Source organism: Kribbella koreensis, from assembly GCF_039525325.1.
Lineage (GTDB): Bacteria > Actinomycetota > Actinomycetes > Propionibacteriales > Kribbellaceae > Kribbella > Kribbella koreensis.
The window spans coordinates 1-12,986 of record NZ_BAAAHK010000008.1 but is presented as its reverse complement, the minus strand read 5'-3'; the positions used below and the strand labels follow the sequence as shown (position 1 = coordinate 12,986).

Genomic DNA, 12,986 nt, shown 5'->3' with positions numbered 1-12,986 from the left:
GGCACCGGCGTCCGCATCGGCGAATCCCTCGCCATCCTCTGGTCCCAAGTCGACCTCGAAGCAGCCACCGTCGACATCACCCACACCATCGTCCGCATCAAGGGCGAAGGCCTCATCCGCAAACCCGGCAAATCCAGAACCAGCAACCGCCAAGTCGGCCTCCCCAACTGGCTCATCGCCACCCTCCGCACCCGAGCCGCCGCTGGCATCCGCCTAGACGACCCCGTCTTCCCCGACACCACCGGCGGCCACCGCGACCCCAACAACGTCCGCCGCTCCCTACGCACCGCCCTAGCCCCCGTCGGCAACAGCACCCGTCGAAACCTCGGCCAAGCCCTCCGAGCCCTCCCGCCGAGAAGCCGGCCTCACTCGAGAAGAAGCAGCCAAGGCCCTGAACTGGCCCAAGACCAGAATCGAACTCATAGAAACCGGCCGCATCAAGGTCGACCGCACCGTGGCCACCACCCTTCTCTGGACCTACGCTCCCACCCCAGAGACAACCGAAGCCTTCCTATCCCAGGTCGACGAAGCCGCCGCACCGGTCCCCACCGACACCCTCACCTGGATCACCTCCCACGCCTTCCGCAAAACCGTGGCTACCGCGCTAGACAAGGCCGGCCAATCAGCCCGCGGCACCGCCAACCAACTGGGCCACTCCCGAATCTCCATGACCCAGGACCATTACTACGACCGCACAGCCCCCGACCCCGAAGCCACCAACGCCATCCAACATGCCTTCGAAGACCCCGACCTTCTCTAGAGGACTGTTTTCATTTCAGCGTTCGAACAGTCGAGGATCTAGCGCGTGCCGACGAGGACAGATCAACTGGTAAGGCCGATCTGTCACCGGCGAATCGGGCGGCCTAGAGCAAGCCGCAGCCGGGCCGTGGAGCCGACGGCCGTTGGTTGGCAGCTGAGGCCCTGCTGACGACAGCGGGACGTTGAGTTCTAGTGTCGGGGTTGCGTGTGTACCGGGGACTGTCGGCATCTCCGATGCGGGTGTTGCGGACGGATCCGGGAGTTGGCGCCGCGCAGGTCTGATCTTCGTGGCTCCAGCCTGCTCGCGCGCGACTGAGCAGCAGCTGCGGCCAGACTCTCGATGGCCTCGACGACCCGTGGTTCGTTGCGTTCTTCACGCACCCGAGCGATGCGCGCCATGAGTTCGCCGCTGACCGTGACCAGCGGGCCTCGCAGCCCGAATCGCACCGACAGCAGGGACGCTGCCGCGTTGGGGAGCGTCTGATTGGACAATCGCGGAGTCACTCCTCGAGCGCCCCTGTCAGCGAGAATTTCGAGTTGCCGGGCGAGCACCTCGGTGCTGGAGAAGGCCATTCCTACCGCCGCGCCGATCCGGCCGTAACCCGCGTCGTCCTATCTGCGGGCCGTGATCTCGCGTTGCGGAAGGTCCAGCCCCGCGTCAGCCAGGGCGTCCTGGGCCGCGGCGAGTACGTACTGCTGGCAGCGGTCGAGAGTGCGCAGGTCCCGGGCGGTGATGCCATGTCTGGTGGGGTCGAAGTCACGGATCTCGCCGGAATGCTTCACCGGGCATCGCGCCATGTCGAAGCGGGTGGTGGCCGCCACTCCGGTTCGTCCCTGCATGAGGTTGTCGAACACCGCAGCCGGTGTCAGTCCCAACGGCGTGATCGCTCCCATTCCCGTGACGACCACACGTCTGTCGGCCATGGCGCATCTGCTCTCTTGGTCCTGTGCTCGCGCCGCTTCGAGACACCGGCACAGGAGCCTCGTACGCCAAGTTCCGCGGTACCACCGGACTGGTTAGCCTCGTCCTGGGAAACGAAGTCCGGCGCCTCAAGGACACGAAACGATAGCGAAACGGCCGGTCAGCAACTGACCCGTCTCACGTCCGTCCACGAACGCGCCCTACGGTAGGTCAACGGTCGCAATGAGTTCTCAATCAGCATCTCCGAGGCCGTGCACACTGCTTCGTCGATCGTTCGATAACTGCTCAGCCAGGCGCCCGCGGTCCAACCTCAGAATCTCGGGACACAGTGCCGGTACTGTGGGACAGCAACTCCAGATCGACGAAGATCTCCGCGATCTGCCCATCGGCATTCAGCCCGAGCCAGACTTCATAGGATCCGTCGCCCATGCCGCATTCGTAGATGATGGCGTTAGCCCCGGTGGCTTGATCTTCGATCAAAACATAAAGATCGCGCAGGAGTACGTCGGAAATCTCGTCCCACCAGTCGTCATTATCCTGCCGCGCGGTAAGCCAATCCTTCGCGGAAAAGTCGAAGAAGCTCGCCGTTCCGCTGTCCACTGCGAAGCCGAGCGCCACGCTTTGATCGGATTCCGACGGAAAAGCGGGCATCCATTGAGTCACCGGATCATTCGAGATACGAACCTTGGAGGCGCATACCTTGCTCCGCGGAATAACACCGGAAGCGGGCGGCTGACGCCAAACCGAGACCAGGAGAGAAACCGGGTAGCTGCCGGGCGGTACATTCGCCGCGACCGCATCCGATTCCTCCAGCGGATTGATCGACCAGGCAGGATCGGCAGCGACGACCATACCGGTTGGAAAATGCACCTCACCCGCAGAAACGATCTCTGTTTCACTTTGCGATCCGCTTGACCAAGAGTACCGGTCGCCCGCGCGAAACGGAAAATCATGACCTGTCACGGTATACCTTCCCTACCGACATGGTTAGATCACGGATAGTTGGGAACATACGGGTCGCCGGACTCACCGTTACTGCTCCGCCAATATATCTGGACACCCTTCGGCACTGCGGGGTCGCGACTATATGGGTCGTAGACCGGAAACACACCGTAGTAAATTGTCTGTCCGGCCACGAGGCGACGGGCGATATTATTCTCCACCTTTCTCATGTCACTCATGTTGCGCCCGGAATATTGCGGGATGATGTTCTCTGGCTTTCGGTTGTCTCCACCGAACTGGTTAGCAATCAGGTGGCCTCGATGCATCGTGTCCGAATCATAGCCGGGCGGCGTGTACCTGGCCGTCTCGTCACGGAAGGATTTCGGCAGGGCCCCGTTCAAGCAGGCAACGGCTCCCGTAGCTCGCCCCTCACCATTTGGCCCATAGGATCCTTGAGTGGGGTAATAGTAGATCGAGGTTCCGTTCGACGTCATCAAGTCTCGGCAAGACCGCTCCTGGGAGTCTCGGTCCACCTCTAGCATCTCGTTCTGTACCGAGTCGCCGCCAAGACTGAGAATCGCGCCGAAGATGCCGAGAAGTCGGGCCCCTGTACCGAGCCGCGCCGCGGCGGCTGCTCGCGCCGCGGCAGCCTCCGCTTCTTGAGCTGCGAGCCGGGACGCGAACACTCCCGGTACCAGATCGATGCTTGTTCCGGGCGCGTCTGGCGGATTGGGCTGCACGAGGGTCGGCGTCTCCTGTGAGACACGCTTGCCGTACTCGTCGATGGCGTAGTGGCCGTCTACCTCTACGCCGGAGATGGGGTTGCCGCCGGCGAAGGCGTAGCGGTTGCTGGTCCAAGGGTCGGTGCCCAAGTTGAGGTCGGCGAGGGCGCCGTTGTAGGCGTCGCGGGTGAGGAAGCGGTTGAGGCCTGGGGAGTAGTTGCGGAAGCCCATGTCGTAGGACTCCGACGACTGGTCCCAGCGTTTGGCGTTGTAGCGGTAGACGTTGTAGGGGTCTTTGCCTGGGTTTTGGGCTTCGGGCTTGTCTACGCCGGTGAAGCGGTCGTCGTCGTTCTTGCCGTAGGCGGTGTAGCCGTAGGTGGAGCGGGTGTCGCCGGTCTCGGTGGTCAGGGTTTCTACGTCGGAGTGCGGGTTGTAGCCGTAGTACGAGTCCTCGGTGGAGCCGTCGGCTTTGAACTTGACCTGGGAGAGGCGGGAGCCCCACGGGGAGTACTGGTACGACGCGGTGAGCTGGCCGGCTACCTCTTCGGAGAGGACTTCGCCGGACAGACCCAGGTAGGAGTAGTTGGTGGTCTTCGTGCCCTCGACCTTGGAGCTGGTGCGGTCCAGGGCGTCGAAGGTGGTGTTGGTGGTCTTGGTGCTGCCGTCTCCCTGAAGTTGGCGGTGTTTGACGATGTGGTCGTAGCCGTCGTAGGTGTTGCGTTCGATCACGGTGCCGGCGGACGAGACCTGGGAGAGCCGGCCGAACGGGTCGTAGGTGTACGACGCGGTGGCGCCGGCCGTCGTCGAGGTCAGCAGGCGGTTGCGGTCGTAGGTGTAGTTCGTCGAGACGTTCTTGACCGTCTGGGCGACGACGTTGCCGGCTGGGTCGTGGGTGTAGGACTCGGTGGAGAGGACTGTTGCGCCGGCGGCATCCTTCTTCTCCACCTTGGCGATCCGGTCCAGGGGGTCGAAGGTGTAGGCGAAGACGTTGTCCAGGTACGCCGCATGGTCATCGGCGTTCTGGACCTTCGCGGTGTCCTTGATCCGGTCGCCGTTCGGCGAGTACTCCATCGCGTGCTGCGAGACCAGCGTGCCGTTCGACTTCTTCTCGAGTTGTGAGGCGACCAGGCCGTCGAGGTAGTAGTCGGAGTCGACTGTGTTGCCGTTGGCCTTGGTCTCCACGTCGGCCTCGCCGCGGGACGTGTACGTATAGCCCGAGATCTTCGGCGCCGGGTCCGAAGCGGACTTGCCGTTCTTCACCTGCTCGACCAGGTCCCGGACGTCGTAGCTGTACGACGAGAACTGGTCGTCCTTGTCCGCCGCGTCGTCGTAGCCGCGGGTGACCGGGGCGCCGTTCTCGTTGTAGGTGTACGTCGTGGTCTTGAGGAGCGCCGCGGCCTTCTTCTCCTCGACCTTCGCCACCTGGTTCAGGCCGTTGTAGCTGACCAGGTAGTCGCTGACCTTCGCGCCCGGCTGGGTGTCGGTGATCTGGAGCAGGTTGCCGTTCGTGTCGTAGTTGTAGGTGAAGTCCTTCTTCTCCGCGTCGGTCTCACCCGTGTTGTCGCGAACCACCTTCACCGCGTCCGCCACCACCGTGCCGGTCGCAGCCGGCGTCAGCGACACAGACCCGGTCGTCGCCTCCGCGAAGGTGAACTGGCCGAGACTCACCCAGGTGCCGGCCCCCGTCGTCTGATTGACCGGCTTGCTCACCGGTGCGCCGCCCGTGCTGACCGAGTACGGCGCCGCCGTGGACGCACCCGCCACCGACGGATACCGCACATAGACGGTGTACTTCCCATCGGCCGGCACATTGAGCTTCCACGTGTACTTGTCCGTACTTCCGGTCGCCGCGGCGTGCGTCCGGTAGTTCGTGCCCTGGAACCCGGTACCGCTCGACGACAATGCCCACGTACCGGCGACATCCACGTCACCCGTATCGGAGTTGTCCACCAGCGAGACATCCAGCCCAACCGGTACGCCGTCGTCGCTACGAGACTTGAGCTTGCCGTCCGGGAAGAAGTTCCACGCCATCGTGCGGGACGACGAACCACCCGCACTGGTCAGCGTCCGCGCCGTCTGCTGACCGAGGTCGTTGTAGCCGTACGCCGCGACGATGTCCCACGGATCCGTCGACGACTTCACCCAGCCGTTGTCGAAGTAGTCGTACGACGTGTCGTTGCGGACCGTCTGCCCCTCCGACGCCGGCGCGCTCACCTTGGTGACGTTGCCGACCTCGTCGTACGTCATCACCGTCTTGTCCGGCGTGTTGTAGCGCGCGTCGTCCTTGTCGTAGGGCGACACCTTCTCCTTCGGCCGGTTCAGCGCGTCGTACACGGTCACCTGGGCGAAGTCGTCCGGGTCGTCGGTGGTCTCGACGCCGCGCGGGCTGATCACCTTGGTCTGGTTGCCGACCTGGTCGTACTCGACCTGCGTGGTCCGGTAGGTCACCACCCCGCCGGCGTCCTTGCTGTGCGGGACCTTCACCTGCACGGTCTTGCCGCGCTCGTCCAGCGTGACCAGCGTCTTGTTGCCGTCGGCATCGGTCGTGCTGATGACGTTGCCGTCCCGGTCGTACTCCTGCGAGGTCGTCTTGCCCGCCGCATCGGTTGCCGTCTTCGGGCGGTGCGCCTTGTCGTACGTCGACTTCGAGGTGTAGTCCGCCGGGTCGGTCGACTTGGACTTGCGCGGGTCGACGACCGTCACGACGTTGCCCACGTTGTCGTACTCGTAGCTGATCTTGTCGTTCTGCGCGTTCGTGACCGACAGCAGCTGGTACACCGGGTCGTACTCGTACGACGTGACGAAGTCGGCCGGGTCCGGGGTGAGCGCACCCTTGGGCTCGGTCTGCCGGAGCAGGTTGCCGACCACGTCGTACTCGTACTTCGTCTCCCGGTCGGGATCGGTCGCCAAGTCCTTGGGCGCCTTCGACGAGACCAGCTGGTCGGCGTCGTCGTACGCGTTGGTGCTGACCGCCCCGTTCGGCGCCGTCGCCTGAGTGACGTTGTCGTTCGCGTCGTACACCGGCGCCGGGGTGGTGATTTAGAGGTTGGCCGCCTGATCCTTGGGGACCTTGCTGGTCAGCGGCCGCCCGAACAGGTCGTACGTGTACGTGCTCGTCTTGAGCTTGGCATCCGTGGTGGTCAGTACGTTCCCGCGCACGTCATAGCTGACATCGCTCGACTTCGACAGCGCGTCGGTGATCCGGGTCGGGTAGCCCGTGTCGTGATACAGCGAGTACGTCGTGGTGTTGTTGTTCGCATCGATCGACGTCTTGAGCTGACCGAGCAGGTCATAGGTGTACTTCGTGGTGTAGTCGCCGGCCGTCGCAGTGGCGTTGCCCTTCGGGTCGGTCACCGAGGTGAGGTTGCCGAGCGGGTCGTACCCGAACGTCCAGGTGCGTCCCTCCGGGCTGACCTTCCGGATCAGCTCACCGTAGAAGCCGTTGCCGCCGACGTTGTAGCTGAGCACCGTGCCCGGCGTGCCGTTCGCGTTGGCCTCGGCGTCCTTGACCGTCAACGGGAAGCCGGTCTTCGGGTCGTACGTCCAGGTACTGCGTGCCCCGTTGGGCTCTTCCAGCTGGGTGACGTTGTGGTCGTCGTCCCAGCTCAGTTTGGTCGTCTCGTTCTTGGCGTTGGTCGTCTGGACCGGCCGGCCGAAGCCGTCCGTCACGTACTTCGTGGTCCGCGGCGTCGCGTCGGTGACAGTGGTCTCCACCGATCCCGTCCCCGGGACGTAGCCGAACGTGGTCGTCTTGCCCAGCCGGTCGGTCAGCTTCTCGAGCTTCCACTTGTCCTTGGGATCGGTGGTCGCCGCGAAGTACGACAGGTTCGTCGACTTGCCCCGCGGGTCGGTGATCCGGACCAGCTTGGTGTTCTTGTTCGTGTTGGTCGCGTCGTAGACGAACTTGAACGTCTTCGCCGCCGCGGCGCCCGCGCCGTCCACCAGCTCGGCCATCAGGCCCTTGTCCGAGTAGGTGAACGTCACCTTCCGGCCCGAGATGTCGGTGACGGACTCGACCTGGTCGATGATCTTCGGGTTGGTCAGGTTCGTCCCGGCCGTCTTGACGCCGGCGTCGTTGATGTAGCTGTACGCCTGGCCCTTCTCGAAGTAGTCCAGGGTGAGCGTCCGCCGGCCGGCCGCGTCGGTGATGTAGTCCAGGAACTTGACCGGCTTGTTGGCGCTCTTGCGCTCCTCGTAGGTGAAGAGCATCTCGTTGCCGTTCTTGTCCCGCAGGACCGACTGGAACCCCTGGTCGTCGAAGAAGAACTGGGTCCGGTCCGGCCGGGTCAGCACCCAGGCACGGTTCACCGAGGTCTTCTTGTCCGGCGGATCGGCGAGCTTCTGCAGGTAGAGATGTACGCCCTTCGGGTGGTCGTAGTCCCACTTCGTCTCGTCCGTGGTGCCGTGCTTGTTCAGCGCGAACGTATGGCTGGTTCCGTCGCCGTCGGTCAGTGTGATGTCGGTCGGCCACTTCTGGCCGCGCGGGTGGAAGTCCAGCGCGGAGCCGAGGCGGTTCAGCGTCGAGGTCGACAACGACCAGCCGTAGCCCATCGACGAGGCCGAGGTGTCCAGGCTGTTGTAGGTCATCCGGACGAAGGTGGACGCGCCCCGGCTCGGGTTCGTCAGTGCGTTGTAGCCGAAGGCAACGTTTCCGGTCGCGAGGTTGACCATCGCCGACGAGCCGGCGCCGGTGTTCTTACCGGCGTACTGGTAGAACTTCTCCAGCCCGAGCTGGTCCGAGGTCGGGTCCTCGACCGCCGCGTTCTGGTCGAGCGTGCCGACTCCCCCGGTGGTCTTGGAGAGCCAGGCGCCCGTCGTCTTGTTCCGCAGGTCCCATTGGAGGACGAAGTCCTCACGGCGGTTGCTCGGATCACCGGCGACCGGGCTCTTCACCTGGGCGCTCACCTTGACCGCCGCACCCGGTGCGAGGTCGGCCGGCAGCGCCGTGTCGAGGCGGTTCGCCGACGAGGTGACCTCGGTGCCGTCCGGCAGCGTCCAGTGATACGACAGCGCGTAGTCCGAGGTCTTCAGCGCGAAGGCCTGCGTGTTGGTGATCGTCACATCGACCGGGTACTGCGCGCCCGGCGTCTGCCGCTGCGGAGTCTGCGGCGCGTGGTACGCCGACTCCGGGGTCTTCGTCAGGTAGGTGACCTTCAGCAGCGGCCGCAGCAACGGCTCAGCAGCCTCCGCGCTGAGGAACAACGCATGCCCGGTCGTGGTCTCAGTTGCCTGCTTCACCACGAAGCCGCGCTCGGTGCCGGGCGTGTTCACCCAACCTTGTACGGCGGTCTTGGCCTGCCACCAGTGCCAGGTCGGATCCGGACCCATGTTTGCGGCCGGCACGAAGTCCAGCGATGCACCGAAGTCACCGCCCGCCGTGGTCCAACTGGTGGCGGAGTCCGCCTTCTGCCACGTCGTCGAGGCCTCGGTGAAGGTCCGCGTCAGCGCATGCGCGTTCAGCTGGGCCCCGGTGCCCTCGTAGTGCGCCTTCCACAACCCCAGCTTGGCGTCGAGGATCGTCGACCCGGCCGGGATGGACGAAGCGACGTTGCCGAAGTTCACCACCGCTCGGGTCTTGCCGTAGGTGGAGTTGTTGCCGACCTCGAGCCAGGCATTGCCCTCGACCTTGTCGAGGTTCGTGGCGAACTGGACGCTCGACAGCGTGGAGTCGGCCGAGTTCTGGAAGTACTTCACCACCTGACCGGCCTTCGGCAGCCGGGCGAGCTGGGTCGCCGACGGGGTCAGGCCGCCGTCCTTCGTCTTGACCGCGACCATGTAGTAGTAGCCGTCGCCCTCGTCCGAGGTGTCGTCGGCCGGTGTGGGCTCCGCACTGGTGTCGGTGAACGTCGTCGTTCCGGTCGCCACCGGCGAGACCAGGGTGTCCGGGGTCGGCGTGAAGTTCTGGAAGATGCTGCGGTGCACCTGGTACTCGACGATGTCGTCGGCGGTGCTGGTGCTCGGATCGGCGTACGCGCTCCAGTTCAGCGTCGCGCCGGTGGCGGCGATCGTGGTCGGCGTACTGACAGTGACACCCGGCCGTCCGTAGGTGACGATCAGCTTCGGCCGGTTGGCGTGCCGGTGCACGTCCGAGCCGTTGTAGGCGTACTCGCTGGCCTGGTAGACGGGTCCGCCCCGGCCGAGCGTCTCGTCGGTCGCCTTGACGATCATGCCGTTGTTCGGGGCGCCGCCCAGCCAGCTCTGCAGCATCGAGCGCACGCTGAAGGTGTGCCAGACGCTGGTCTCGCCGGCGTCCTTGGTGTCGTACGCCCGCTTGATGAACCGCATCGTGTCCGCGGTCGTCACCTTGTTCGCGACGTCGCCCACCGAGGCCCGATAGCTGCCACCCGCGGTGAACGGCAAGGTGGCCAGCGGCTTCACGACGTTGTCGGTGCCCACTGTCTGGTCGAGCAGGTACGCGGTCGTGCCGCCGCCATGGACCACCGAGTACGGCGTATTGGTCGCGCGGTTGCTGCCTGCGATATAGCCCGCTGAGACCTCGTAGTTCCCGGTCTCGGTGATGTCGGGATACCAGCTGAAGGACGACCCCGTGGCAGCGTCGTTCTGGTACTTGTACCCGCCGCCGTCGGCCGCAGGAAACGCCTGCTGCACCCAGGCGCCCACCATCGAGGTCTTCGACGTGTAGCTGTCGTCGACATACGACATGTTGTAGGCGAGGCTGCCCAAGGTGGTGTTCGCGGTCGAGTTCCAGTTCACCGTCGACTCGGTCCAGGCCGACGCGACCTGCCGGGCCTCCAACTGGACAGCGTTCGCGTTGGTCTCGAAGGACTGGTCGAAGTAGAGCTTCAGCTGGGCGGAGTCGACCGCGGTGCCCGCCGGGATGCTGGAGATGTCGAACTTCAGCAGGCTGCGGCGCTTGGCCGAGGCGGTCGTACCGGCGTACAGGCCGGTGATGCCGCCGTAGTTGGTGGTCGGCGCGCCGGAGTCGACCATCGCGTCCTGCGCCTGGTCCGGCGCGGGCTCGATGGCGATCGTCGGGTCGATCACGACCGGGAACTGCCGCTCCGGCGCAGCCAGCCAAGCGGCGTCCGCGCGGACGGTGATGTCGATGTCGGCGCCGCGCTGGGTGACGGTCTGCGTGACGCTGTCGCTGAAGGCCTTCCCGTACGGCGAGGCCGCGTCGTCGCGGGCATCGGTCATGAACGGCCGCGGCATCGTGAACACCGGCCGGCCGACCCCACTCTGCGGCAGGAACGAGATCGAGCCGTCCGCCTGCGGCACAGCCTTCACCCCGGCAAGCTTCAGGCTGAAGTGGTACGTCGGATCGGCCGGAGCCGACTCCAGGACGATGCTCTCCTTCAGCTGGTCCGGCCCGACCTGGTAGACCAGATCCGCGTCTCCGAACACGTCCGGGTAGGTGACCGTGTCCCCAGCGGCGGTCGGCTTCAGCGCCTTCGTGGTCTGCGCGCCCAGCGTCAGCCCACGGCCACCCAGATCGAACCGGACGAGCCCATCTGCCTTCGTACCGAAGAAACTGCGAAAGCTGTTGGTCTCGTTGGCCAGGCCGAACCCCGCGACCCGGCTCGCCTTCACCGTGGTGTCGATCGGCTCCAGCGTGCCGTCCGCGGCCTCGAAGTTGACCGGCTCACTGGACAGCTCCGCCTCGGTCCGGCCATCCGCCAGCTGAAACACCTTGCTGGTGGGCGTACGTCGGGCAGCGAGCTCCTTCACTCGCCGACCGTCCCGCTTGATCGGCGCCGGAATCTTCTCGTTACCGGCGACTCCGGCCGGCAGCACGTTGTTCAGCTCCGGATCCGGCTGGCCTGACTGGCTGCGCCAGCCCTTGAGGTCGGCGGCGGCCGGAGGCGCCGACGACTTGGCCGAGTCGGCGAAGGCCTGCGTCTGCAGACCGGACACGAGCAAGGCGACGGTTACTGACACAGGGACGAGCACACGGCGGACTCGGGACATGGGCGGCGGATCTCCTTCGTCTGCCCGGGGTGGCTCACGGTGAGTCACCGAACCCCGGATGCCAGGCGGTTCGCCCAGCTCTGGCTGGGCCGGAGAAGGTTCCCTGAGACGGCCGGGGCCGCACAAGTGCTACTCCGCGGTTATGTCACAACCTGCAAATCTGTAACGTCCCGCAGGCTTTCCCGATCACGCGCGATGGGTTCGATTCGGTGCAGAGCGTCGGGTCGAAGGACCGGCCATTGACCCCGAACGGGCTTCAACAGCATCGCCGAGCCCCAGCAGGCGGCGGCGCGAGACCACTGCTGGTCACGAACCGCTGACAGGCAAGCCCTTGAGGATGCTTGTCAGCGGCAATGTCGCGGGGCCTGTCCAGATAGGGACAGCGCCGGCAGGATCTGCGTTAACCGCACGGTCGCCATCGCGACCAACCGCCCCGTTTCCGGCCACGGCTGGCTGGCCGGCGGGTTGGCTATCCCGCGCCAACACCCAACCACCCGCCCCCGCGATCACCAGCCATCTCTGCAGACCTGCCGCGCCAGAAGAGGAATACAACAGCCAGGAATAAGTGCTCTGCGCCAGTACCTCGACAAGGCCGCAGCCGAGCAGATGAAGACCGATCTCGACCTGCAGTTCAACGCCCACGGGCCACGGCCGGCCGATGAGATCCGCTCCGTCGACCCGGCGCAGCCCGTGGAGCACCTTGTCGCTTGGGAACCGGGCGAATTGGATGCCTGGATTCGCGACGGTGGGCAATGGCTTGGGCAGTCCGCGACCGTGATGGCCACCTCGCCTGGATCCCGCAGTCCGACCTACGCCCGCAGGCCAGGAGACACCGTGATGTCAAGGAGTGTGACCTGATGGCAGGTGGACCGACGATCAGGCTAGACGGCGCCCCGGGGCACTGCCAGATCTACTTCGAAGCCGAGTTCCGCGATCGGATCAAGGCCGCACAGCGGATGCATCGCACCGAGCCGGATGCCGCTGGCTGGGCGCTTGGTTATGCACGACCCTGACCTTGCTCGCTACGGCGCCGCCTTTGCGGTCAAACTGCACGCCGCAACCGCCGCCTTGCCGACGCGGCGGTGCGCCTTCGCGAACTGCCATCGCAGGCGGCTGAGCAGATCCTGAACTGCAGCCGCCCATGCCAGATCGTCGGCCCCTGCCCACTGCTCTAGCAGCTCCGAGTTCTCAGCAATGACTCGCTCGACAGCACCCACGGCGACCGGAGCCCAGCAAAGTCCAGAGTGGCATCGGTCAGCATTCTGATCGACCTGATGTGAGTCCGTTCCCCGACGATGGGCGCGGTATCGCACGAGTTTGTCGGCACTGAGCACGACATCGAACGAGGCCAGGCGCTGACCCTGGACGCAGTGCCGGGCCGCGACGCGAGTTGTCGCAGTGGTCAGTGCCGCGCCACACCATTTGAGCTCCGAGCAAGTCCGTCGACGGGGCGGTGTGGTTGATCAGTGTGGCCGTCGGGGCCGCGGTTCGCGCCAGCATCACCAACCGTGCACCTGAACCTACCGTCGACGAAGGCACGTCGGCAGGACGCGAGCCGGCGCTACATCCCGTTGACCGGCGCCAGCAGCACCTCCGCGCCCTGGCCCAGGAGCACACCCCGGTCGCCCGGCCCAAGTCGCTGATCAGTGGCAAGAACGTGAAGATCGAGTGGTCGGCCAACTGGGACGACGACCTCGGCGGCTCGACCGCCA

The 12,986-nt window shown here is 65.3% G+C and carries 7 protein-coding genes and 1 pseudogene; 3 read left to right on the top strand and 5 right to left on the bottom strand.

Going from position 1 to position 12,986, the window contains the following annotated elements; translation table 11 throughout:
• Positions 1-361 precede the first annotated feature (361 nt).
• Together ABD116_RS41805 and ABD116_RS41800 are read left to right on the top strand one after the other, a co-directional pair.
• Positions 362-493: pseudogene (locus ABD116_RS41805) on the top strand (helix-turn-helix domain-containing protein); the annotation flags it as partial.
• A gap of 72 nt (positions 494-565) precedes the next feature.
• On the top strand, positions 566-760 hold the full coding sequence (locus ABD116_RS41800; protein WP_425552103.1) for a tyrosine-type recombinase/integrase: 195 nt from the start codon (positions 566-568) through the stop codon (positions 758-760).
• A 611-nt stretch (positions 761-1,371) separates the two neighbouring features.
• Here the strand turns inward: ABD116_RS41800 and ABD116_RS18105 are convergent.
• The 5 genes from ABD116_RS18105 to ABD116_RS18085 all read right to left on the bottom strand — a co-directional run bounded on the left by ABD116_RS18105 (position 1,372) and on the right by ABD116_RS18085 (position 12,027).
• The gene (locus ABD116_RS18105) at positions 1,372-1,683 is read right to left on the bottom strand and encodes a beta-ketoacyl synthase N-terminal-like domain-containing protein (RefSeq protein WP_343971020.1); all 312 of its coding nucleotides are present in this window, start codon (positions 1,681-1,683) and stop codon (positions 1,372-1,374) included.
• A gap of 283 nt (positions 1,684-1,966) precedes the next feature.
• Positions 1,967-2,644 (bottom strand): DUF4241 domain-containing protein, encoded by a 678-nt coding sequence (locus tag ABD116_RS18100; RefSeq protein WP_343971017.1) that lies wholly within the window; start codon positions 2,642-2,644, stop codon positions 1,967-1,969.
• A 29-nt stretch (positions 2,645-2,673) separates the two neighbouring features.
• Positions 2,674-6,366 carry a golvesin C-terminal-like domain-containing protein gene (locus tag ABD116_RS18095; protein ID WP_343971012.1) on the bottom strand — a complete coding sequence of 1,231 codons (3,693 nt, stop codon included), beginning with the start codon at positions 6,364-6,366 and terminating at the stop codon, positions 2,674-2,676.
• Between the two features lie 18 nt (positions 6,367-6,384).
• A complete protein-coding gene (locus tag ABD116_RS18090) occupies positions 6,385-11,274 on the bottom strand; it encodes a DNRLRE domain-containing protein (RefSeq protein ID WP_343971009.1) in 4,890 nt (1,629 codons plus the stop codon).
• A 306-nt stretch (positions 11,275-11,580) separates the two neighbouring features.
• Positions 11,581-12,027, bottom strand: coding sequence for a hypothetical protein (locus ABD116_RS18085; RefSeq protein WP_343971006.1), 447 nt, complete (start codon positions 12,025-12,027; stop codon positions 11,581-11,583).
• A 715-nt stretch (positions 12,028-12,742) separates the two neighbouring features.
• Between ABD116_RS18085 and ABD116_RS18080 the strand changes: the two genes are divergently transcribed.
• Positions 12,743-12,986: hypothetical protein (locus ABD116_RS18080; protein WP_343971003.1), on the top strand; the 244-nt coding region annotated here is incomplete at its 3' end.